22 protein-coding genes and 1 pseudogene are annotated in these 24194 nt (G+C 45.2%); 19 read left to right on the top strand and 4 right to left on the bottom strand.

From position 1 onward, the window contains the following. Nucleotides 1–76 precede the first annotated feature (76 nt). Nucleotides 77–250 (top strand): DUF2642 domain-containing protein, encoded by a 174-nt coding sequence (locus tag AB4Y93_RS00350; protein WP_167274066.1) that lies wholly within the window; start codon nucleotides 77–79, stop codon nucleotides 248–250. A gap of 46 nt (nucleotides 251–296) precedes the next feature. On the opposite strand, the gene AB4Y93_RS00355 is transcribed toward AB4Y93_RS00350, so the two are convergent. Next, complete coding sequence (locus tag AB4Y93_RS00355) at nucleotides 297–500, bottom strand: hypothetical protein (protein WP_441889197.1); 204 nt, start codon at nucleotides 498–500, stop codon at nucleotides 297–299. A 97-nt stretch (nucleotides 501–597) separates the two neighbouring features. Between AB4Y93_RS00355 and AB4Y93_RS00360 the strand changes: the two genes are divergently transcribed. Beyond that, nucleotides 598–1476, top strand: a complete 879-nt coding sequence (locus tag AB4Y93_RS00360; RefSeq protein WP_441888049.1) for a radical SAM/SPASM domain-containing protein — start codon at nucleotides 598–600, stop codon at nucleotides 1474–1476. 351 nt (nucleotides 1477–1827) lie between these two features. Here the strand turns inward: AB4Y93_RS00360 and AB4Y93_RS00365 are convergent, their stop codons facing one another. After that, entirely contained in the window at nucleotides 1828–3045 is a 1218-nt protein-coding gene (locus AB4Y93_RS00365) for a chloride channel protein (protein ID WP_441888050.1), read from the bottom strand. A gap of 155 nt (nucleotides 3046–3200) precedes the next feature. On the opposite strand from AB4Y93_RS00365, the gene AB4Y93_RS00370 reads away from it, so the two are divergent. From AB4Y93_RS00370 to AB4Y93_RS00420, 11 genes and pseudogenes are all read left to right on the top strand, one after another. Beyond that, nucleotides 3201–3758 (top strand): GNAT family N-acetyltransferase, encoded by a 558-nt coding sequence (locus tag AB4Y93_RS00370; RefSeq protein WP_441888051.1) that lies wholly within the window; start codon nucleotides 3201–3203, stop codon nucleotides 3756–3758. A gap of 27 nt (nucleotides 3759–3785) precedes the next feature. Next, nucleotides 3786–4847 (top strand): M42 family metallopeptidase, encoded by a 1062-nt coding sequence (locus tag AB4Y93_RS00375; protein WP_441888052.1) that lies wholly within the window; start codon nucleotides 3786–3788, stop codon nucleotides 4845–4847. A gap of 3 nt (nucleotides 4848–4850) precedes the next feature. Then, nucleotides 4851–6185, top strand: a complete 1335-nt coding sequence (locus tag AB4Y93_RS00380; RefSeq protein ID WP_441888053.1) for a sensor histidine kinase — start codon at nucleotides 4851–4853, stop codon at nucleotides 6183–6185. Continuing rightward, complete coding sequence (locus AB4Y93_RS00385) at nucleotides 6172–6801, top strand: response regulator transcription factor (protein WP_441888054.1); 630 nt, start codon at nucleotides 6172–6174, stop codon at nucleotides 6799–6801. Before AB4Y93_RS00380 ends, AB4Y93_RS00385 begins: the two co-directional genes overlap by 14 nt. Before the next feature lie 843 nt (nucleotides 6802–7644). Next, a complete protein-coding gene (locus AB4Y93_RS00390; protein ID WP_441888055.1) occupies nucleotides 7645–8583 on the top strand; it encodes a DoxX-like family protein in 939 nt (312 codons plus the stop codon). Then, nucleotides 8580–9254 (top strand): annotated as a pseudogene (locus AB4Y93_RS00395) (DUF4166 domain-containing protein). The gene AB4Y93_RS00390 and the pseudogene AB4Y93_RS00395 overlap by 4 nt, the downstream one beginning before the upstream one ends. Nucleotides 9255–9369: 115 nt before the next feature. Continuing rightward, nucleotides 9370–10416, top strand: coding sequence for an HD-GYP domain-containing protein (locus AB4Y93_RS00400; protein WP_441888056.1), 1047 nt, complete (start codon nucleotides 9370–9372; stop codon nucleotides 10414–10416). 13 nt (nucleotides 10417–10429) lie between these two features. Beyond that, the gene (locus AB4Y93_RS00405) at nucleotides 10430–11326 is read left to right on the top strand and encodes a GGDEF domain-containing response regulator (protein ID WP_441888057.1); all 897 of its coding nucleotides are present in this window, start codon (nucleotides 10430–10432) and stop codon (nucleotides 11324–11326) included. A gap of 22 nt (nucleotides 11327–11348) precedes the next feature. Next, nucleotides 11349–13139, top strand: coding sequence for an ATP-binding protein (locus AB4Y93_RS00410; RefSeq protein WP_441888058.1), 1791 nt, complete (start codon nucleotides 11349–11351; stop codon nucleotides 13137–13139). A gap of 25 nt (nucleotides 13140–13164) precedes the next feature. Beyond that, nucleotides 13165–14832 (top strand): thiamine pyrophosphate-binding protein, encoded by a 1668-nt coding sequence (locus AB4Y93_RS00415; RefSeq protein ID WP_441888059.1) that lies wholly within the window; start codon nucleotides 13165–13167, stop codon nucleotides 14830–14832. Between the two features lie 129 nt (nucleotides 14833–14961). Further along, nucleotides 14962–15894 (top strand): glycerophosphodiester phosphodiesterase, encoded by a 933-nt coding sequence (locus AB4Y93_RS00420; protein WP_441888060.1) that lies wholly within the window; start codon nucleotides 14962–14964, stop codon nucleotides 15892–15894. Here AB4Y93_RS00420 and AB4Y93_RS00425 read toward each other — a convergent pair. Next, nucleotides 15891–16091 (bottom strand): hypothetical protein, encoded by a 201-nt coding sequence (locus AB4Y93_RS00425; protein ID WP_441888061.1) that lies wholly within the window; start codon nucleotides 16089–16091, stop codon nucleotides 15891–15893. The two genes, AB4Y93_RS00420 and AB4Y93_RS00425, sit on opposite strands and share 4 nt — an antisense overlap. Before the next feature lie 94 nt (nucleotides 16092–16185). On the opposite strand from AB4Y93_RS00425, the gene AB4Y93_RS00430 reads away from it, so the two are divergent. The 6 genes from AB4Y93_RS00430 (at nucleotide 16186) to AB4Y93_RS00455 (ending at nucleotide 23118) form a co-directional block, all read left to right on the top strand. Then, a complete protein-coding gene (locus tag AB4Y93_RS00430; protein WP_441888062.1) occupies nucleotides 16186–17724 on the top strand; it encodes an MDR family MFS transporter in 1539 nt (512 codons plus the stop codon). A 134-nt stretch (nucleotides 17725–17858) separates the two neighbouring features. Beyond that, nucleotides 17859–19088 (top strand): MFS transporter, encoded by a 1230-nt coding sequence (locus tag AB4Y93_RS00435; protein WP_441888063.1) that lies wholly within the window; start codon nucleotides 17859–17861, stop codon nucleotides 19086–19088. A gap of 13 nt (nucleotides 19089–19101) precedes the next feature. After that, nucleotides 19102–20547 (top strand): spore germination protein, encoded by a 1446-nt coding sequence (locus tag AB4Y93_RS00440; protein WP_441888064.1) that lies wholly within the window; start codon nucleotides 19102–19104, stop codon nucleotides 20545–20547. Further along, a complete protein-coding gene (locus AB4Y93_RS00445; protein WP_441888065.1) occupies nucleotides 20544–21752 on the top strand; it encodes a Ger(x)C family spore germination protein in 1209 nt (402 codons plus the stop codon). Before AB4Y93_RS00440 ends, AB4Y93_RS00445 begins: the two co-directional genes overlap by 4 nt. 20 nt (nucleotides 21753–21772) lie before the next feature. Continuing rightward, complete coding sequence (locus AB4Y93_RS00450; RefSeq protein ID WP_441888066.1) at nucleotides 21773–22003, top strand: hypothetical protein; 231 nt, start codon at nucleotides 21773–21775, stop codon at nucleotides 22001–22003. 32 nt (nucleotides 22004–22035) lie between these two features. Beyond that, nucleotides 22036–23118: a GerAB/ArcD/ProY family transporter gene (locus AB4Y93_RS00455; RefSeq protein ID WP_441888067.1), complete on the top strand. Its 1083-nt coding sequence runs from the start codon at nucleotides 22036–22038 to the stop codon at nucleotides 23116–23118. Here the strand turns inward: AB4Y93_RS00455 and AB4Y93_RS00460 are convergent. Continuing rightward, complete coding sequence (locus tag AB4Y93_RS00460) at nucleotides 23115–24149, bottom strand: ParB/RepB/Spo0J family partition protein (RefSeq protein ID WP_441888068.1); 1035 nt, start codon at nucleotides 24147–24149, stop codon at nucleotides 23115–23117. The genes AB4Y93_RS00455 and AB4Y93_RS00460 overlap by 4 nt on opposite strands. Nucleotides 24150–24194 lie beyond the last annotated feature (45 nt).

Raw genomic sequence — 24194 nt, forward strand, 5'->3', positions numbered from 1 at the left:
TTTTTTTAGATTAGCCCGAACCCTATTCTCTCCTCCTCATATTAATAGAGTAGTAGAGTTGATAGGGGGGGATTCCATGGTTGAAGCAATCAAACTGGCTCACGGTAAAGTTGTTGTTTTAAAGACGGTTTCTGGTGAAGAGATCGTTGGCAAAGTTGTTAAAGTGAAAAATGGTATCGTTGTACTTAAATTATTTAAAGCAACGATCTATGTTGCTATTAACAAAATTATTGCCGCAGTCATTCGTTAATGGAACAAACAAAAAACCGCGAATCCCGCGGTTTTTTTTGTTTTGCCTAACAACCCGGATAAGGCAAGATGTCATTGATATCATTAAAGCTATAGTGGAAAGTAGCGAACTGCGTGGCGTACATATATTGCATGATATAGACCTCTCCGCCTTGCACCGAACAGATGACGCCGGATATGCCTTGCCCGTTGCGAAGAGAGATCCCGACCGGGCGGCCGATCAGCATCATCGCTTTTTGCTGAATGGACATTTGACCTGGCATTAACATTTCAATCAACCTCCTGATTGACTTTGATGGTATAATGTTGGATAGACTGTCAGCATCGTGAAGAATGGAGCTTTGAAGGATGAAGAAATTCAAGAAATTTTATATCGAAATTACGAGTATCTGTAATTTATCTTGTTCTTTCTGCCCGCCGACTGAGCGTGCAAAAGGTTTTATTAGCGTAGAAGATTTTACAAAGCGATTAGAGCAAATTAAACCGCATACGGACTATATATATTTTCATCTGAAGGGCGAACCGCTGCTTCATCCGAAGATTGACCAGCTCCTCGATATTAGCCATGAACATGGGTTTAAGGTGAATATTACGACGAACGGAACGCTGCTTCAGAAAAACAAACATAAGCTTCTGTCGAAGCCAGCCCTGCGTCAGATGAATTTCTCCCTTCATAGCTTTGACGGACACGAAGGGTCAACAGACAAAGAAGGGTATATCGGCGGTGTGTTATCCTTCGTCCGAGAAGCAATGGATCAGACAAATATGATCGCTTCATTCCGTCTCTGGAATTTATCCCAAGATAATATGACGAATGCAGAGAAGCAGCGGAATCGTGAGATATTAGAAATGATTGAGAAGGAATTTGAACTCGATTATTTCATCGAAGAGAAGGTTGTTCCAGGCAGCGGTGTTAAAATCGCCGATCGTGTCTACTTGAATCAGGACTATGAGTTCGAATGGCCGGATCTTAGAGCGAAAGAGGATGACGGCAAAGGCTTCTGTTACGGGCTTCGCAATCAAGCTGGAATTCTAATCGACGGGACAGTAGTGCCATGTTGCCTGGATGGAGAAGGCGTCATCAATTTGGGCAACATTAATGATCAGCATTTCTCCGATATTGTTGAAGGTGAACGCGCGAATAATCTGGTAGACGGCTTCTCAAGAAGAGAAGCCGTTGAAGAGCTTTGCCGCAAGTGTGGTTACCGCCAGCGGTTCGGCAAATAAGAGAACATACGGACAGCCGTGAACGTTATACGTTTACGGCTGTTTTTCTTTTAACACAATACAAATAGGATTGTAAAATCAAGTACGCCCCTGGACGTGAACGCTGGACTAATATATTTTGCAGATTGATTCCTTGTAATTGGGGTAGGACGCCGCCTCCGGATGGTGGCATTGTACCGGGCTGCATAGGAGGGAATGAAGGAAGACCTCCTCCGCCGCCTGGCAACGGAAGGGCCGGTTGGAAGCCACGGACTGAAGCTTTTTTGGGTGAAGCCTTACGTTTCATGAACCGTATGCCCCCTTTTCGTCATCATACTTCTTCATCCTATGAAGGTATTTGCCTAAGGGTGATTAGTCCATTAATTCTTTGAAGTATCGTCTTGCACGTTGAGCGGAGTAGATGGCTGGAACACCGGAACAGAGGTAGCCAACTGCACACCCGATCAGCATGTACAGCCAGTCGTAATCATGCAGGCCAAATAGCTCTATACCAAGAATAAAGCTTGCAAGTGGTGTGTTAGTAGCCCCGCTGAAGACGGAGATCAGACCGATTCCGGCTAACAATGGGACAGACACAGAGAGCAGCTGCGCTAAGGCACTGCCAAGCGTGGAGCCAATAACGAATAATGGAGTAACTTCACCGCCCTGGAAGCCCGTTCCTAGAGTAAGTGCAGTAAAGATGGTTTTCCACAGGAAGGCAAATGGCGATGATGCCTCCTCGAAGGAGTGTTCTAACAGCGGCAAGCCAAGTCCTAAGTAGTCACGGGATCCGATGATATAGACAAGTACGATAACGATTAGGCCGCCAACAAAGCTTTTCATCATAGGATTAGGCAGTTTCTTCGTGAACCAGGCTTTCAGACGATGCGTCAAGGTTACGAATAAGAGAGCAGCTAGTCCAAAGAGGACAGATGCGGTAGCTATTTTCAGCAGCAGCATGCCACTTAGAGCCGGGACATGGCCAATCGAATAATGATGATGATGAACACCCCAAGCTAAAGTGGTGAAGTGGCCAACATAACTTGCCAGAAAGATTGGCAGGATCGATTCGAGTGAGATAGCGCCAAGAGCAGCTACTTCTAGGGCAAATATCGCTCCTGCAGCAGGTGTTCCGAATACAGAGCCAAAGCCGCTGCTTATACCGCATAGCAGGATGATCTTCCGTTCAGCTGAGCTAAGTTCGAATCTTTTGCTTACCAGCTCTGCCAAGCTGCCGCCCATTTGAACGGCAGTTCCTTCCCGCCCAGCCGAACCACTGAACAGATGCGTGACAATGGTCCCGAAGAGGACGAGTGGTGCCATCCGAAACGGGACTGCCGTTTCACCGCCATAAATGCGATCGAGCAGCAGATTGTTTCCTTTTGCAGAGTCTTTGCCATATTGAAGATAAAGCCAGCTTACAAGCGCCCCGCCTAAAGGTAAGAGCCATAGGAGCCAAGTATGCGAGAGCGAAGTTGAAGTAGCCCATTCGAGGGTGGTAAGGAATAAGGCGGATGCCGAGCCCGTACCTATTCCAACGAGGGCAGCGAGTGCTAGTCGTTTGACGTTTATTTTCAGAATGCTTGCCATGAATGGTGAATCTCCTTACTAAAGGGAATATAGCCGAGAACAAGTATTTACTTACTATCGTACATTTTGAAAATAACGTCAATAAGCAGAAGAAATGTTACACTAGAGGAAGAGTGCTGGACTGGATGATGTGGATAAAGGAGACTGCAAGAACCATGTTGTTTACAACCTTAGACCAACTGGATGCTCAGCTGTGGCCGCTTGCCAAGGAGTTGTACCACCGTTCCTTCCCGAAGGAAGGCCGTAAACCGGATCCCATTATCACCGGGATGTTTACGAAATTGACCTGTTTTCTTCATACTCTGACAGATGGCGGAACCGTAGAGGCGATGGCGATATCCGGGCTAACAGGCGGCGGGAGAATCCTGCTCGTTGATTATATCGCCGTGTCTGAGCGTAGAAGAGGAGAAGGGATTGGTTCTCAGCTTATTGAAGCCATTACAGATTGGGCTCATAACGAAAAGCAGCTTGACGGGCTATTGATTGAGGTAGAGTCCGAGCGGACACCAGTGAATGAACAGCGTATCCGGTTCTGGGAACGGAATGGATTCACCATTACCGATTATGAGCATCCTTACATTTGGGTGCCTGAGCCATATCGCGCGATGTACATACAGCTGAATCAAGAAATGGATTGGCTTGGAGACGGAAGCGGTAAAAAGCTATTCCGATACATAACCGCTTTTCATGAAAAAGCGTATTCTAAAAAATGAATCATTCATGTTAAGGAGGACATTCAGATGGATACCAAATTAAATGCAACATTAAATCGGAAATATATCATAGGGCTGCTGGATGAATTGCTTCGGATTCCAAGCCCAAGCGGCTACTGTATGGCCATCATGAAACGCCTCGAAGAGGAGGCACAGAAGTTTGGTTTTACGATGGAACGAACACCGAAAGGCAATGGCATCATTACTATTCCCGGAAGCGGACCATCAACTGAAGCAATAGCATACACCGCCCATGTCGATACCCTTGGCGCTATGGTTCGTTCGATTAAGCCAAATGGTATGCTTCGTATTACACCAATCGGCGGATATAACATGCATACGGTCGAAGGAGAGTATTGTCTTGTACATACAAGAGATGGACGACAATATGAGGGGACTGTCCTATCGACGAAAACTTCAGTTCATGTCTACCCGGATGCTAGAGACTGGAAGCGTGAAGAAGCCAATATGGAGATCCGGATTGACGAACTGACTTCCAGCAAAGAAGAGACGGAGCGACTGGGTATTGCCCCAGGTGACGTCGTATCATGGGATCCTCGAGTTCGGATTTTGCTTAACGGCTGGGTGAAATCACGTCATCTCGATGACAAAGCTAGTGTCGCGGCTTTATTTGGTCTTCTGGAATGGCTGAAGCGTACAGGCAAACAACCAGAGCGGACACTCAAGCTGATCATTTCAACGTATGAGGAAGTTGGTCACGGTAATTCGTATATGCCTGAGGATGTTACGGAACTTATTGCGGTTGATATGGGCACAATAGGTGACGATTTGTCTACGACCGAAAGGGATGTCTCCATCTGCGCAAAGGATTCGTCCGGACCCTATGATTATGAGATGACATCAAGGCTGATTGAACTTGCCAAGCAGCATCAGCTTCGTTATGCAGTAGATATATATCCGCAATATGGCTCTGATGCTTCTGCTGCGCTGCGGGGAGGAAGTAATATTCGCGCGGCACTCATCGGTCCAGGTGTACATGCGTCTCATGCGATGGAACGGACACATACGGAGGCCATCGTAAATACGGCAGCCTTGCTGCTCGCTTATTTAGGACTTAACGTCTCCTAAAGTATGATTTATTACTTCTTTGCGCTGCTGACGGCTGCGGTCATTGTGCTTGCGAATAATCCCCGGGGCGAAATGAACCGATGGGCGGCCTTTTTCTTAAGCTCAGCTGCGATTGGTGGATTAACAGATGTACTGATTGACCGAGGTTATAAAGAGCTGGCGAATCTCGAGCAGCTGCTTAACCATACGTTAACACCTTATGGCATTCTGATCTTTAGCTTGGTGTATTCGGAGCTCATGAAGAGCAGCAGGGCCAGACTGTATCTTAAGCTGGCTTTGCTGCTTCTGCCTATATGGATGATGCTGACCACTCCCTTACAGCCAGAGATAACGGTGAATTTCCGATTCCTGCTGGGCTGGGCGGCACCTTATTACATTGCCTCATGTTTGCTTCTGATTATCTCTCTATGGAAAGAAACGAACCGCCGCAAACGTCGAAACCGGTTTATTGCCACCATTATTATTGTGCCAACCATTCTTGCTGCGCTCTTATTCATTAATGTAGCAGCTGTTCTGTCGCCGGATATCGATGCTTTCCGATACGTCTCATTGTTTATTATTTATTCGCTTTCTGTCGCACTCATCTGCACATTCATTTATGGTGTACTTGGCGTAAAGCTGCGTTTTGAGAAGGATCCGCTCGAAGGTACGATGAAGGCAGTCAGTTCAGGAGCAGTTCAGCTTAATCATTCGATTAAGAACGAAATAGGCAAAATCGCCATTAGCTCAGATAACTTAAAGAGAGAGCTGAGCGCTCAACTGCCTGGTACGGGGACGTTATCGCATCTGGAAATCATTGAAGCCGCATCCGAGCATATGCTGGACATGGTGAACCGGATTCACAGCCAGATGAAAGATATAATCCTTATAGAAAAGCCTGTTAGACTCGATCAACTGGTCGACAATTGTCTTCGTCTGAATCAGGGGCTGCTCAATAGGAAAGGCATCCAGGTTCAAACCATTTATAATGGTGAGTCCGTTGTAAAATGTGACCCCGTACATTTATCGGAAGCTATCAGCAATGTATTAACCAACGCTGTGGAAGCGATGCATGAAGGCGGGAAGCTGATCATTGAATTGCTGCAGGTGAAGAAAAAAGTCCGGCTCTCGATTCAGGATAATGGCAAAGGGATACCTTCACAGCAATTGGAGCGGGTATTTGAACCGTTCTTCAGCACGAAGAACCGTTCAGATAATTTTGGGCTTGGACTCTCATACGTGTATAACGTCATGAAGAAGAGCGGCGGTTCTGTAGAGGTGATCAGCAAGGTGAATGAAGGAACTGCCGTTGTCTTTCATTTTGCAGGTAACAGGAGGATCAGGGATGACAGTAATTAAAATTTTTCTTGTCGAGGATGATCCGGACTGGATTAAAGCAATGACGGCTTATCTGAACAGCGAACCAGATCTTGAAGTTGTAGGTGCTGCGACTTCCTCCCATGAAGCGATCGAGAAAGCGGATCAGTTGGAGTTTGATGTGGTCCTGCTGGATATCCAATTGACGGACTATAACGAGGAAGGCATCTATACTGCCATCGAATTGAATGACATTCATCCTGCGAGGATTATTATGTTGACCTCCATGAAAGATGAATCCATCATCATGCAGGCTTTCACGGCGGGGGCCGTTAACTATGTGGAGAAGACAAACTATAAGGATTTGCCCCATGCCATCCGCAGCGCTCACCAGCATCCTCGTGCAATGGACGCTTTGCTGAAGGATTACGCGAGGCTGAAGCGGGAAGAACAGCTCAAAGCGCTGACCTCAGCTGAACGTGAAGTGTTCGAGTTAATTGAGCAGGGTTATACGCAGCCGCAGATGGAGAAGAAGCTGTACAAGACGGAAAGCACACTCAAAAATCAGGTGAACAAAATGCTGAAGAAGCTTGGCGTATCCAGCCGGAAGCAAGCGGTGGAAAAGGTCCGCCGCAGAGGATTGCTTCCTCCAAAGTGAAACGGGTCCAATATGGTTAATCAGCAACCTCCACATTCGAATGTTCTTCCGATCGCCATTGCTCGGGGATTCCTTTGATTTAACGAGGTAAGGTTGGAATCCCCGAGCAAAAGCGAACGCTGACGCTTCTACAGAATCATTCGAATTGCTCCGTTTGCAGTTAACCGGTTCTGTTACTTACATAAAAGAAATCAAAAAAGAAGCCAATCTTTGTTGAAATGTCGGATCCATCCAACATCAGAACAAAGGAGAGGCTTCTTTATGTAAATAGAATATACAAAGTGTATAATCTTATCCCCGTGATTGTCGAGGAAGCTACAACCATTAACAACACAAACTCACAGCACTAATTAGGCTTTAACTGACTAGAGTATAGTCGCATTTGATCAAAACCCAAAAATTGCAGTGCAGGCATAGCCATTGCATCGCTATTTTTGGGTTTATTTTTATCTATATTCGCCTATGTGAGTTATTTCTTCAGTCGGCTATCCCCATTTTGATTAAATTTAGTTCTCACCAATATGCCTTTATTGAATTCTCTTAGGGATATTTATAGACAGGTTAATCATGACGGAGCATTCGAATAATTCTGTAGAAGCGAAGATTATGCTTCCGAAGTAGCTTTCTTTCAGAAAGCTTGTAATGTTCGCTTTTGCTCTGGGATTCCAACATTATTTCGTTGATTCTAGGAATTCACGAGCAATGGCGATCGGAAGAACATTCGAATTTTCCGTTTGTAATTTAACCCTCAATCACTTTTAACAATCAAGGGTTCTAAAAAACTTAGAACTGACCGCGCTCGCTTCCACGCCCTAGAATGAAAGGGAAAGGAGCGAACAAACAATGAAAAGAAAACCGATTTATGTGGAACTAAAAATGAAGACGGATATGGATAAAATATGGGCTTGTACACAAAAGGCTGAACTTCACCAGCAATGGGATTTAAGATTTTCAAGTATTACTTATCTAACCCGCAAGTCCGAGGCAAGTCCACAATCCTTTCGATATAAGACTCGTATTGGTTTTGGACTTCATATTAGTGGAACTGGACTCACCAGGTCATCGATCAATGAAGCAACGGGAGTTCGAGTCTCGACGCTTGCCTTTGGTTCTGATCAGTCAATCTCTTTAATCCGGCATGGTGCGGGTTATTGGCAGTATCGTCCGAATCCGCCGGATGACTCAATATCGTTTATTACCAAATACAACTATGAGACAAGGTTTGGCTTGCTTGGTCAATGGTTTGATCGAATCCTGTTCCGTCCGCTGTTCGGATGGGCGACCGCGTGGAGCTTTGATGTGCTGCGACTGTGGCTGGAAAAACAAATTCCTCCAGCAGTTAGCATTCAGCGAGCAATCATCCATTACTTGAGCGTAATCTTGCTTTGCTTCCTCTGGTTATACGAAGGTATCGTGCCGAAATGGATGTTTCCAGGAGCTGGTGAGCTGGACGTGATGCAGAGTATTGGAGTGTTCGCAGGCTATGAGCCTGAACTATTGAAATGGCTTGGAGCAGCTGAGATTATTCTGGGTCTCTCCCTTGTAGGCTTTCACCGTGTGCGCTCCATGTTCAACTTACAGATCGGTTTGTTGCTGGTACTTGCCGCGGGTGCAATTGCTGGCTCGCCATCCTTGTTTGTCCAGCCTTTTAACCCGGTGATCTTAAGTGTCGGAATGATCGGTCTTTGTATCATTGCTCATTTAACCATACGTGATTTGCCAAGAGCGGGACATTGCATTCGGACTGTGCCAACAAAAACAAAGGGGGAACAGGAACAATGACCAGATCGATCTACGAACAAGCTTTAGGCTCGCAATTTGATAAGCTTCATCCCCGAATTCAGGAGCGGTTTGGATTCAGCAGTAAAGATCAGGCAGCTTCAATCGGGCAAGGTGTCATGGAGAGAATCTGGTTTGCCAAATGGGCAGTTTTGCCACTCGCCTTAGGCGCCTCACGTCATATCATGTTTCCGCAAGGCGGGAGCCATATTCCGTTCACCATTGAGAACTATGCTTACCAAGATAAATTCGGACGAGAGACGGTAACCTGGATCCGCAAGTTTCAATTCAAACGGGCGATCCGTCATTTCGACGCAACGATGATCTACAGCGAGGAGAGACGGCAGATTGTAGATTATCTAGGTAATAAGCAGCATTTGGCAGTGGACCTGGACATAAAGCCAGCAAGCAATGGAGGAATCCGAATCCGGTCGGGTGATCAGCGTTTTTATGAAGGAATCCTTCAATTTACTTTTCCACCGCAATTGACCGGAACCGCTGAGGTTGTGGAGTGGTATGACGATGAACGGAAGAAATTCCGTATCCATGTTCTTGTTACGAACCCTTTGTTTGGAACTGTTTTCCATTATGAATGAAGCTTTGAAGCGCAACTGATTTCACTAAGCCATATCCCGCTTGACGCTATGCCTCTCAGACAAGAAAAAAGAGAATGATTATTTTATTTGCAAAAACCGACATTTTTTATAGTTCAAATAGAGGAGAAAATGAATAGATGTCGAATAAAACAAGATTAAAGCTTCATGTATTCATGAGAAATAGAGGTTGAACATGCATAATTCGGTGTTTTTCAAGAGTGTCATTAACTCAAACTCGCTATTTGATTCAATGGGGCTTCTTGGCCAATATTTAAAAGATACGATCGGCTGCGAGCAAATTTGTTTATTTCTAATGGAAGATTCACAGCGCCAGGAGCCTGCAGCGTATTCGTATAATATGCTGCAGTTTGATATAAATCAGCTTCAGCAGATAGCTGTTCAGGCTGATTTTTTTGAGCGTATACCGGATGGAAGACCTCTTAGCGAAGACGATAAGTTAGACGGAGCCTGTTTGAAGGAAACGTCATTCCACACGATATATCCCTTCCATATTAATCGCAACTCAACGAATGGTACACTCCTGCTTTGTTTTCAGTCACAGCGATCGTTAACATCTGAAGAGCTACAAATTTGCCGAATTATCAAACTGCATATGGATCAGCTCGTCGACAAGATTTATTTCCGTAAGCAATTTTTGAGACAGCAGTCCTACGAAAGCTTGTTTAATACCCTGCGGATGAAAGACAGCTTTACAGTGGACCATTGCTATAATGTAGCCTTTTACTCCTCTTTGTTAGGGGAGAAGATTGGTATAAGCTCTGCAGATCTCGAGCAGCTGAAGCTGGCAGCTTTGCTGCATGATATCGGGAAGTTGGCCATCCCCGATCATATTCTAATGAAGCCGGGACGTTTGACCGATGAGGAGTTTGATGTGATTCGTCAGCATCCTGCTATTGGTTATGAATTATTAAAGGATCTGCCTGAAGTGAATGACATTCTTCCAATTGTCAGATGGCACCATGAACGTATAGATGGGAAAGGTTATCCTGATGGCCTTAAGGGGGATGAAATTCCGTTTCTTGTCCGGATTGTCAGCTTAGCGGACGCTTTCGACGCTATGACCTCTACCCGTGTATACCGTAGTTCCCTGCATGTAAAAGAAGTAAGAAAACAGTTGGTGACGAATGCCAATACCCAGTTTGACGAACAGCTCGTCCACCAGTTTCTTGACATCATCGATGAGCAGATGACGATGAGGACCTTAATTAATGGTGAATAAATCGGAGGGAAACATGTCATTGCGTGAAAAAATTCTCATCGTTGACGACGAACCGCATAATGTACAAATTCTTCGTATATTTTTGAACTCTCTAAATTACAGCATACATACGGCAGAAAACGGCACAGAGGCACTTGCGATGTTTGATGAGATTCGTCCGGATCTCGTTCTACTGGACGTGATGATGCCAGATATGTCGGGCTTTGATGTCTACAAGCAATGGATGAGCCGAGAGGGCTTTGATACCCCGATCATCTTCTTGTCTGCCAATGTACAGAAGAAAGATATTCTTCAGGGCCTGCAGCTTGGAGCTTTCGATTATTTAACGAAGCCATATGATCTTGATCTTCTTGAGATGAAGGTGAACTTTGCTATAGAGCAGAAACAAAAGCTTGATCGGCTGATGACTGCAAAAGCAAAGTTGTCCGAGAGAGCGAATACGGATGCTTTAACAGGACTATATAACCGTATGTATCTAAATGAGGTGCTTCTCGAGTCAACCGTTCGGTTAAACGACTTCCAAGCTATGCTCATGATCGATATGGATAACTTCAAGTCGATTAATGATACCTTTGGACATCTCGTAGGTGATCAGGTACTTAGAGCGATCGCATCCATCATTCAGAAAGCAATAACGCCGGAGAGTGATCTTGCATTCCGGTTTGGCGGAGACGAGTTTCTGGTCTTGCTGCAGCAAGAAGAAGGTGCAGAAGAAATGGCACAGGAGATTATTCGCACGGTGAATGAGCTGGCCATCGGCTCTCTGGTTGAACAGGGGGCGAATGCATCGGTCAGCATCGGAATAACGAAGAAAGTGAATAAGCATTCTTTTGAGCATATGATAGGTTTTGCCGATCAAGCTTTGCTGAAATCCAAACAAGGCGGTAAGAATCAAATCACAATCTATTAAACGGACAGATAGGTGGATAATTATGATGGAATTAAAGAGCTTCAAGAAATTGTTTCTGATGACGAAAGTAATCAATTCACAATTTGAGCTTTCTGACATTCTTCAAGTGTTCGTAGATGCGATTGCCAGCGAGATTACCCAAGCAGACTTGGTCGGATTTTTCTTGAAACAGCCTGACGGAACCTTTACTGGCTACAAAGGAAATAAGATGTCCATTGATATTACAGAGCTCTTGATCGACCCGCAGAAGGACGCCTTTGTACGAGATATTCTGGAGAGAAGAGCCAGTGAATACATCGGAGATACAAATATTGATGAGCGGGTCGATGACGATAAGAAGCTGCTTATGAAGATTCAATCCATTCTTGGTATTCCGGTTATTGTGAATGATTCCATCTTTGGCGTTGTATTTGTTCATGATTTCGGTAAGCCGATGAATTTGACGCGTGAGCAGATCGAAGTAACGGAAGCGTTCGTCAATATGGTCAGTGTAGCCATTCATAATATCCAGATGTTCGAAAATACGAAAAATCTCGTTGATAAGCAGCAGCTGCTGCTGGATGCGACAAAAGCATTGTCCAAATCTTTGTCCGTCCGCGAAGTATTAAAAACCTGCTTCCATTATATGAAACGAGCAACAGGCTCCGACGAGGTTGGTATCCATCTATACAACGAAAAGGATCGTACAATTGAGCCTTATCATATTTCCTCTGTCAGTGTAACGGAAGAGGAATGGAAGAATCGGCATCGCGAAGAGATCAAGCTTAGTATCGATAAAGACAAGCTGTTCTATGAGGTTGTAACAGAGAAAAAAGCAGTAGCTATCCCTGATGTCTATGCAGATCCGCGCCCGGACCAACGGGCTTGTGAGATGTTTAACATCAAGAGTCTGCTTATCATCCCATTGGTAGCGAAGGATCGCGTATTTGGTGATGTTGTCATCCCGACAATGAGCGTTTGCCGTGAGTATGAGCAGGGTGAGATTGAATTTTGCCAATCAATAGCAGATGTGACTGCGACAGCACTTGCGAATGCTATTCATACAGAGAATCTCGATTATTCTGTTAATGTTCGGTCTATGGAGCTGCAGCAGGCAAATTTCAAGCTTGAAGGTCTTGTAAAAGAGCTGGAATATTTGAATGAGCTGAAGAGCGATTTCATTGCAACGCTATCCCATGAGCTTCGAACACCTATTACTGCGGTAAAAGGCACGGTTGATATTTTGCGTAAAGAAGTGCTCGGCAAACTGAATGACTCCCAGCTGGATTTGCTCGAAACCGCAGGGAAATCAATCGAACGCCTGCTCAATCAGGTAAATGAGCTGCTTGATTTCGCGAAGATGGAGAATGGCAAATTCGAGCTCAGCTATTCGGAATTTGATTTCGAAGAACTGATTCGTGAAGCTACCCATATTGTGGACTCTCTCATAAACAAGAAGAAGCTGGAGCTTGTAGTAGAGATTCATGCTGGCGGGGATAAAACAATGCGTGCTGACCGTGAGCGGATCCTGCAAATTTTGCTGAATTTACTCTCAAACTCCATTAAATTTACGCCGCAGTGGGGTAAGATCACGATTAAAGCGTATATGGAAGACAACAGCATGACGATCGAGGTTGGCGATAGCGGTATTGGTATACCGATCGAAAAGCAGAAAAATATTTTCACAAAATTCTATCAAGTCAATAATCAAATTAATGGAACTGGGCTTGGCTTAGCTATCTCCAAACAGCTGATCGAAATGCATGGAGGTAAAATATCGTTTGAATCTTCCGAAGGGGAAGGCTCAGTATTCAAAATTACGGTAAAGAAATAAGCGATGAGAGAAAAAGGAGAGTAAGATGAGAGCAATCGAAGCTGGATTAAGATTTTTAGTTAATCAAGGAGTCAAATATATTTTCGGAGTCCCGGCGGGCTCTATTAATGCATTGTATGATTGCTTGCATGAACTTCCAGAATTAACATCCATTGTAGCTAAGCATGAGTCAAGTTCAGGTTATATGGCAGCAGCCTATACAAGAATTACAGGTATTCCATCCGTTTGCGTTGGTTCCAGCGGTCCTGGAGCAACAAATCTGGTAACCCCTGCTGCTAATGCATGGCGCGAGAAGCTTCCGGTTATTTTCCTTACTGGTGCTATTCCAACGACAAAATTCGGCAAGGGCGGCGGGCAGGAATTACATGCTGACCCAATATTCGCTTCCATAACTAAACTAAGCAAGACCGTAACTAATCCAGAAGACTTGCCTCGCGTTATAGCTGAAGCTTATAATACGGCAATTAGCGGAATACCTGGCCCGGTACATATTACGATTCCGATTAATATGCAAATGACAGACATCGGAACACCTGAAGTGTTATCGGCTTCGGTGGTACAGCCCGTTTCTCCCGCTCAGGAAGACGTTGTAGCAGCAGCAGATGCAATTGCCCAAGCAGGCCGCCGTGGGGTGTTATTGCTTGGTCATGGCGCCAAGGAGTTTAAAGATACGATGCTGCGGTTCGCAGAGCTTACTGGATGGCATGTGGCAACAACGCCACGGGGGAAAGGCGCTTTCCCGGAAAATCATCCGCTTGCACTTGGCGTATATGGTCTAGCAAGTAATGATTCTGCCGTTGAATATTTGCGTGGTGATCAACATGACTTATTAATGATTGTTGGCTCAGCCTTAGGGGAGTCAGCGACAAGCAGTTGGGATGAGCGTCTGGTGGACGGCAAACAGCTGATCCACATTGATCACGACAAACGTGAGCTTGGCAAAAACTTCGAGACAGACTACCCGATACATGGCGATATTGAGCTCGTTGTCTGGCAGTTGATCGATCGATTGACTATGGGCATGAGCGAAGAGGGGATCCAAGAGATTTCCTTGGCATACAAGGAGGCTGCAGCAGCTTCTGAAGCAGATGAATTGGGATCAGAGGATTGGAATACTCGGACAGCAATCCGTCAGCTTAATCTTATTGCTCCTGATCATGCACGTTATTATGTAGATATCGGCGAATTTATGACGTACTCGATTCAGAATCTCGTTATCCGTGAAGATCAAGTCTTTGATATCAACATCAACTTTGGCGGGATGGGATCTGGCATTAGCGGAGCGTTAGGTGCACAGCTTGCAGAGCCTGAGCGTCCAACGATTTGTATTACAGGCGATGGCTGCTTCTTTATGCATGGACTCGAAGTGTTGACAGCGAAAGAATATCATTTGCCGATTGTGTTTGTTGTTATTAATAATGCACGGCTTGGCATGGTGTATCACGGGCATATGATGCAGTACAAACGCTGCTTGGACGATTTCTCGCAGCAAAGGACAAGCATTGCAGATGTCGCCAAAGCACTTGGCATTCGGTATGCGCAGGCTAATTCGCTGGCGGAGCTTCAGCCTGAACTGACGCAGTCGTGGTTTGATCAATCGCAAGGACCAATCGTTATCGAGATTAATGTCGAGGGGAACGAAATCCCTCCGATGGGCGAGCGAGTTAAGTTTTTACAAGGTGCAACTTATTAAATAGGATGAAGCTGTTCCAAGTTATTGGAGCAGCTTTTTTTATTTTCCAGTCCCTGCCTTTAACTGCAAATCGCATAAAAAGGGAAATGACGTGAAACGTTAAGGGCAACGGAAGGGAGGCTTATGCAAATGAGAAGGAAAGAGATATCATCCTTTTATTTCTATATGCTGCATGGCTTACTTATTACCGTCGTCCTGATCCTTATCCTGACTTTAGCGGAACATCCGGCTGTTGCAGGGCAACGTTTCACGAAACCTGCGTCCATTATTGCTCATCGCGGCGCATCAGGGTATGCACCTGAACACACCATTGCCGCTTACCGCAATGCAATTGATTCCGGGGCGGATTATATTGAGATAGATCTTCAACAGACGAAGGATGGCGAGATCATTGCCATGCATGATGAAAGCGTCAATCGTACGACAAATGCAAAAGGCAAAGTAGCCATGATGACCCTTGCTGCCATCCAGCAGCTTGATGCAGGCTCTTGGTTCAATAAGCATCATCCGATGTATGCCAGAGATGAGTTCACCAGTCAGCAAGTTCCGTCACTGCGTGATATATTTACTACATTTGGTCATGACACCCGTTATATTCTTGAGATCAAAGATACAGAATTTAATCCGGGAATTGAGGAGAGGCTGCTTCTTTTAATTGAGCAATTCCGCCTTGAAGACCATGTTATTATCCAGTCGTTTAATTCCAAAAGCTTGAAGAAAATTCATCGATTAAACGAGCGGATCGTGCTATACCAACTGATGTGGTATAACACTCCTGCCCGAATTAACAGTGCTTCGCTGCACAAAATTAAGAAGTACGCAAAAGGGATTAGTCCGAATTTTCCAAAGATCAATGCTGCATATGTTAAAAAAGTTCAAAAATCCGGTCTGCGCATTTACCCGTACACGGTTAATTATCAACTGAACATGGATCGTGCTTTGAATTGGGGAGTAGATGGCATCTATACCGATTATCCAGACCGATGCCGGGAGGTTCTTCAAAAGAACAGCAGCTTTGTTTATTTGCTTCGTCATACCCTAGCTCAATGGCTGAACAACTAGCGGCGAAAACGTAATTTAAGCGAGCGCCGAATAAGCATTGGCAGAGCCATGCTGCCGGCGCTAGCGGTTATCATTGAATGGAAGGAGATGACGAGCGTATAATAAGCTGCTGTACTAATAATAATGTCAATCAGGATAAACTTTTTTACCTCTGCGATCGGTATAACGACTACAACAATATTGTGTTTATTTCCCATCAAAAGCTCCTCCAACCATAGTAATCTCTAATTCTCATCCTATTTCAGGTCCTCTTTGTCCCATTCGTTTAAATTCCGTTTAAATTCGGAGGGTATGATGATCCCAGTTAAACGAACGAATGAGGTGCTGAAAGTGAAGCAAAATAGTAAATCGCTTGTCCTGATCGGTTTGCTGCTTGGTCTTATTTTTGCCGAGATGGATGAGACGGTCGTATCAACTGCTATGCCTACGATCATCAGGGAACTGCACGGCTTATCACTATACGGCTGGGTTGCTGGCGTGTATATGCTCACCATGACGATAGCTATGCCAATCCTGGGAAGACTTGCGGATGTATTTGGGCGAAAAAAAGTATACATGAGCTGTATGGCTCTATTTTGTCTAGGTTCCATCATTTGCGGCTCTGCTGACTCAATGGCACAACTCCTTATCGGTAGAGGTGTTCAAGGGATTGGAGCAGGTGGTTTGATGCCAATCGCTCTGGTTATTATAGGGGAGACCTTCCCGCTCGAACAGCGTGCGAAGGTGCAAAGCCTTATTGGTCCATTGATGATTCTTCCGCAGCTGATCGGACCTACGATCGGTGGTTATTTTGTCGGTAATTTGAATTGGCACTGGTTATTCCTGATCAATATTCCGGTAGCCATTGTTGCTGTAGCTTTCTTATTCAAGGGGCTGCATGAATCTAGAGGGGAAGAGAAACACACGATTGACTGGGCTGGCGCTGGCACACTTGTAGCCGCATTGCTGTCGTTCCTGCTTGCCCCCGTATTGATCGACAATCAGGGTTTGAGCTGGTCTTCTCCAATTATTATCAGTCTGTTAGTCCTGTCGGCATTATTAATTGCCTTATTTATTCGGATAGAATCCAAGGTGAAGGAGCCAATCATTCCACTTCATCTGTTCCGTAACCGGAATGTCGTTGTCTTATCGCTTCTCGTATTTACCCTTATGTTGGGATTAATGGGCGGAATTTCGACCTTCCCGTTCTTTGCGCAAAATGTAATGGGGCTGACGCCTACGGCTGCCGGTTATCTGATGTTCGCCTTTATGGCTGGAGCGATCCCATCGAGTATTCTTATCGGATTCTTAGTTACTCGAGTCGCCTACCGGAATCTATTTATTATTTGTTTCTTATTGCCATTAGTCGGGATCTACCTGCTATCACAGATCGCTGTAAGTACAACCGTTCTTTACATCATTATTGCTTTCTTTATTATGGGTCTTGGCATGGGGGCGCTGTTCGGCAGTGATAACCTGATCGTGCAGGAGTCGGTAGCGAAGGAGCATAGCGGTGTAGCGCTTGGTACGGTTCAGTTGTTCCAGTCACTTGGAGCTACAGTTGGACTAAGTGTACTCGGAAGTGTCCTGGCCAAAAATATTAAAGATGGTGTAAATAGCTTATCAAGTGGAATTGATCCGCAAACGATAGATACGATTCAGACAGGGGGCATACCGGCTGGGTTGTCTTCAGACCTGGTGTTCAAGATCCAAACCGTATTTGCTAATGCCTTTGACCATATCTTTGTTATTGCCTTGGGGTTTGCAGCGGTGTCATTTGTCCTCTGCTGGTTCTTGAAGAAGGAAGTGCTCACAAAGCGTGAGGAAACAGAAGTAGAGGCGGCTGCCTAGAATTGTTTAGTTAACATGATAAGAAACGGTCATCTTATTCTCAGATAAGATGGCCGTTTTTTGTGCTGTTGTTACATAATGGAATTCGATTCAGGGCACATTGAAGGTAATGAAAAGCTGGAGGAACTATCAACATGAGCGAGACTACTTTATTCCGTGAACCCAAAAACCGGAAGCTGCTATTAAGCGCCGGATTCAGCTGGCTGTTTGATGCCATGGATGTGGGGCTGGTCTCGTTTATCGCAGCAGCATTAAGCGTCGACTGGAACCTGAACGCACAGCAGATCGGACTGCTTGCTGCAATTAATTCTACGGGGATGGCATTTGGCGCAGCTGTATCCGGATCACTCGCCGATCGATATGGACGTAAAGCTGTCTTGCTTTGGACATTGCTCTTGTTTTCTGTGGCAAGCGGATTGTCCGCACTGGCACCCAATCTACTCGTACTTAGCATTCTGCGTTTTATTGCTGGGTTTGGATTAGGTGGAGAGCTTCCGGTAGCTTCGACTTTGGTATCCGAATCGGTGCCGGAGAAAGTAAGAGGAAGGGCGATCGTTCTTTTAGAAAGTTTCTGGGCAGGCGGCTGGATATTAGCAGCGCTAATCTCCTATTTCTTTATTCCGCACTTTGGCTGGCGGATGGCGCTTGTCATTGGTGCTGTACCAGCGATATATGCCTTGTTTCTAAGGAGAAGCATCGAGGATTCACCGCGTTATAAGGAGCAGGCAGGGAAGACGAAACTGACCTTCAGCGAACGTATGGCATCCATCTGGTCTGCCAAATATCAACGGGCGACGATTACGCTCTGGATCTTATGGTTTACGGTTGTGTTCTCCTATTACGGGATGTTTCTATGGCTGCCAACTGTGATGGTTATGAAAGGATATACGCTGGTTAAAAGCTTTCAATACGTATTGATCATTACATTAGCACAGCTTCCGGGTTATTTTACTGCCGCTTATCTGATCGAGAAGGTAGGGCGGAAAGGGGTATTAGCTGTCTATCTGCTTATGACTGCTATCTGTGCCATTTGGTTTGGCAATGCTACTACAGCGGGGATGCTGCTGACTGCAGGCATCTTCTTGTCATTCTTTAACCTTGGAGCATGGGGAGCGATGTATGCTTATACGCCTGAGCTGTATCCAACAAGCGTTCGTTCTACAGGAGTTGGCTTTGCCGCAGCTTTCGGTCGTATTGGTGGCATCATCGGCCCCTATCTTGTCGGTATGTTAATTGATAAGGGGACATCTATAACCAGCGTGTTTGTGGTGTTCTTTGTTGCGATTGTTATAGGCGCACTAACGGTCTTGTTCTTTGGAGTGGAGACCAAGGGAACGGATCCGGATCGCGTCGTTAAGGAATGAAGGAGGGCTGTTAATGGCATCGAGTGAATTTTCACCTCTCTTGCATGCAAATATAGAGAGAATGAAGCTAATTATGGGCTTTAGCTCGGATTTTATCGTTCGTGAATTGGTCATTTCGAACAATCGGAAGACTGCGATTTTTTATTTAGATGGTATGGTTGACAAGAATGAACTTCAAAGTGGTGTTATAACCGCTTTGCTTGATCGAACACCGCTGGATTCAGTTAATCTCAATGTTCTGCGAGAGCATGTCTTGGATGCTGGTGAGGTGACCCCGATTCACACGGTTGATGCTGCCTTGGAGCAGATCTTCTCAGGCAGCTTATTGATTATGCTGGACGGAGAGCCGGAAGGGCTAGTCGTTGCGATGCCAGGATGGGAAGATCGTTCCATTACAGAATCGAAGACTCAGTCCGTTGTGCGTGGGCCGCAAGATTCCTTCACAGAGACGTTGCGTACCAATACGACATTAGTTCGACGCCGCGTGAAAGACAAGAGAATAAGGCTGATCACGCTAAAAGTCGGCAAAATGACGAAAACGGATGTGGCCGTCATGTATATGGATGGTTTGGCTAATGATAAGCTGGTTCGCCAGCTTATCAGACGTCTGCAAACCTCCAAGCAGGATCGTGTGCTCGAAGGCGAGTATCTGGAAGAGATTTTGCATGAAAAGAAGCAGTGGACAATCTTCCCTACGATCTACAACACAGACCGGCCGGATACGATAGCTGCCGGCATCATGGAAGGGAAGGTTGCGCTGTTCGTCGACGGTACACCGTTCGTTATAATGACTCCAGCAATATTCATTGATTTTATTCAATCGGCCGAGGATTATTATCAACAGCCTCTGTACAGCACTTTGATTCGGTTGCTTCGATATGTAGCGCTTGCCATCTGTTTACTTGTGCCGTCCGCTTATATCGCACTCACCACATTCCATCAGGATATGCTGCCGACACAGCTGCTTCTCAGTCTTGCGGCTCAGCGGGAGGGCGTGCCTCTGCCGGCTTTTATTGAAGCATTGCTGATGGAAGGAACGTTCGAAATCTTACGGGAAGCGGGCATTCGGATGCCGCGAACGATTGGGCAAGCTGTATCTATTGTTGGAACGATTGTAATTGGCCAGGCTGCTGTAGAAGCAAGCATTGTATCGGCCGCAATGGTGATTATTGTAGCGATTACGGCTATATCCAGTTTTGTCATTCCAGCTTATTCGATGTCAATCCCGATTCGGATCATACGCTTTTTGTTTATGGCCTTATCAGCTTCATTTGGCATTTACGGGCTAATGATCGGCATCATTATACTTGTCGTACATCTTAGCCATCTGCAGTCTTTTGGCATTCCTTATTTAAGCCCAGCAGCACCGTTTCAGGCGAACAATCAGAACGATGCCATCTTCCGGATGCCGTTTTGGAGGTCTACACAAGGACAAACGAAGCAGGATAACTCATCATGAATGCTTTCAAACGGATTGGGGCTGTAATAACGGCCATTCTGATTATCATTATGTTCTTATCTGGCTGCTGGAATCGACGGGAACTTAATGCCATCTCCGTTGTGCTTGCGATGGGCATAGATTGGGTAGACAACCAATATGAAATAACAGTCCAAGTATCTGATCCCTCACAGATGTCGATAAATCGATCTACCGGTCAGCGTTCGCCAGCTATTAATTTCTCGGAGCGTGCTCCAACGATTTTTGAAGCGATACGCAAAATTACGACGAAAGCTTCCAGAAGAATGTATCTGTCGCATATGCGAATCGTCATTATTGACGAGGTTGTGGCAGAGAGGGGAATCCGTAATCCATTGGACTTTTTGTTTCGGGATCATGAGGTCCGCCCGGATTTTTACATGGCGATTGCGAAAGGCTGTTCAGCAAAGGATATACTTGCTTTTGTTACGCCCATGGAAGTGCTGCCTGCAATGGATCTGTATAAGTCACTTAAAGTATCGGAGCATGCTTGGGCACCTACTTCGGCCGTTAACGTTGTTGATATGATGCAAAAGTTGACAAAGGATGGCATTGATCCCGTGCTGACAGGCATCACTCTCATTGGCAATCGAAAAAAAGGAATGAAGATGGATAATGTCAAGCAGCCAGCTTCTTATGCAGAGTACAAATATACCGGGATCGGCGTTCTGCTAGATGATCGGATAGTTGGATGGCTTAATGAATCGAAAAGCAAGGGCTACAGCTATATCACGAACAATGTACATAACACCGTAAGCCATATATCTTGTCCAAACTCGAAGGAAAATTTTGTGATAGAAGTATACAAATCAAAGGCCAAGATAACTCCTTCTATTAAGAACGGGAACCCATTCATTAAGGTTGAATTGCGAAGTGAGGCAAACATTGGAGAGTATCACTGCCAAGCTGATTTAGCAGATGAACAAATATTTAACCAGTTGCAGGAGGCGGCAAGACAAGAGCAGAAGAAGACGCTTGAAGACAGCATTGCTTATGTTCAGCAGAAATTTGGAGCGGATATTTTTGGATTTGGGGAGTATTTCCATGAGAAATATCCAAGACAGTGGCAAGCGTGGAAAATGGTATGGCCGGAAGTGTTTAAGAATGAGCTGAAGGTTGAGGTTATCGTTAAGAGCGAGCTGCACAAGACTGGTAAAATAATCAATACCATTCACAGGCAGCCATAATGAAGAGAGGGGCAGCACGGGTGGTGAACATGATGATTTTGCTGCTATTCCTGATTGGAGCTTATTTGCAATATAGTGCCTTGCTGAAGCGGCGGGCTATCCGTGACATTGTCATCAGCTCTTGTTTTCTGGTTGTGGGCGTCTCCCTTGTATTGCTGAAACAGTTCGAGGTGACATTGCCCAGCCCGATGACAGGTATTGAAACGATGTTCAAACCTTTTGAAACTTTCGTATCCAAGCTGCTTAGTTAGTCTAGATTCGTAGAAGGGAGATGTGGGATGGCATGAATTCCGAAAAGCTTACGATCCGGCAGATGACATTGTGGTTTATCTTATATCAGCTCGGCAGCGCATTTCTAGTTTTGCCATCCAATCTCGCTTCTATTGCTAAACAGGATGCCTGGATTTCTTTATTGCTAGTTCTGGCTGTTCAAATGCTGATGATTATGATCTATGCAGGAATTATAAAGCACCTTAATGGAGTTCCGTTTGAGCAGTACATACAGACTCTATTCGGCAAATGGTTAGGAAAGCTGTTTTTGCTGTTGTTTACTTTAATGTTTCCTTTCCTGATCATGAGCCTTTCCCTACGAGATCTGGGTGAATATATTACAACGGTCATTATGCCGGAAACTCCGATGGAAGCTATATTTGTCATGATGCTGGGGGCTGTGATTTATGTCGTATACTGCGGTGTTACAACAATTGGACGTGCGGCTGAAGTGTTGTTTTTCCTTGTAATGGCTCTGCTTGTTTTAGGCTACCTATCATTAATTCCGACCGCAAAGGTTTCTAATTTGCTACCGGTATTGGAGTTTGGGTGGAAGCCAATTGTGCATGCCTCATTAACGACCATCGCTTTTCCATATATCGAGAGTGTATTGTTCCTCTATTTTACCACTCAGCCGGACAAATGGAGGAACATTGTTATGAAGAGCTCGCTTTTTTCAGGCGTCTTATTTATGTATGTAACGCTGGTCGTAATTGCCGTTCTTAGTCAGGGCGTAGTATCAACCTTAACTTTTTCGAGTTATTTTGTCGTACGGACCATAAGCTTCAGCGATTTCTTCGAACGGTTTGAAGTTGCAGTGTCTGTCGTTTGGTTCATTGCGATTTTTTTTCGATTGTCTTTGCTGATGTACGTAAGTGTAAGGGGGCTAGCTGCGGTATTCCAATTAGAGAATTATCGCACGCTATTAATACCGCTGGGGTTAATATCGTATGTAATTGCGGGAGTATTATGGCCAAACACGGCTGTATTACTTACAAGCTACCGTATTTGGCCGTATTATACGATGATCTTTGGGATCATCTGTCCAATTCTGATTTGGACTGCGGGGCAGATCAAACGAAGTGCAGCCAGTTAATTGGCTGCTGCGATGGACTTCAGCTTATCCCATTCTTCGGTATGGGAGCGCAATTGCTCTAATAGAGCATCCATTCGGCGAATAAGCTCAGCTCTTTGCTCTGCATCCATCTCCTGTAAGGATAAAGCTGCTTCATCCGGCAAAGGAGAGAAAGCAGGCAGGGCGGAAAGCAGCTGATTCAGCTTCGTATCCATGGCTGCGTAAGGATTTTCTGGTGTTGGAGCAGCTTCTACTGAGACAGCCGTTGTTTCGGTTGGGACATCGATTTTAATCGCCTTTTCTGCTTTTGATGGCTTTGGTTCGGCAGGTTTAGCTTTCTCAGCTTTATTATTCTGTTGGATAGACCAGGTTTCGAGCAGTCCCGGGCCAGATTTGTATAACAGCTTGTCCTTGGTGGAGGCGGAAATATCCTTGTCCTTGAAAAGCTTAGCGATCTTTTTCACGTCGCTTGGCGGCATCTCATCCTTGGCCATAATAAGCGCCAGCGGATCACGATGCTCCATCGGTAAATCCTTAAGCGGCAGTAATTGATCTTCGGTCAAACGATCCTTGCGAATTTCTGTACCGCCAATAATTAGCTTGCGAACGGCATTGCTGAATTTCAGAAGCTCACATTTATTTTTTATGTAGGATTCCGGTTTACCGAATTTACTTGCCAGAAATTTGACTGAGCGGTTAAACTTCGGATCTGTCATCAGCTTATTAAAGGCTTCAGCTTCCTCAATTGGAGAAAAGCCTTGCCGAGTGAGATTTTCCGCGATTTGCTCCATATAAATATCCTGCTCATCGGTCATGCTCGTCACAATGCAAGGAATAGCTGGCAGGTCAAGGCGTTTGCATGCTTTATATCGACGGTTGCCATAAATGATCTTATAACGTCCGCCTTCAATGGTTCTGACTTTGATGGGAGAGAGAAGACCGATTTCTTCAATATTGCGCATCAGCTCTACAAGTGCTTCCTCGTCGAACTGATAACGCGGCTGGTCCGTATCCTCGTCAATCATGGCTAGGGGAATTTGTACAATGTCCATAACTTGTCTCCTATTCTTCTGTTCTATCTTTCTATTATACCGTAA

It is taken from the genome of Paenibacillus sp. YAF4_2, from assembly GCF_052113225.1.
Classification (GTDB): Bacteria; Bacillota; Bacilli; order Paenibacillales; family Paenibacillaceae; genus Pristimantibacillus.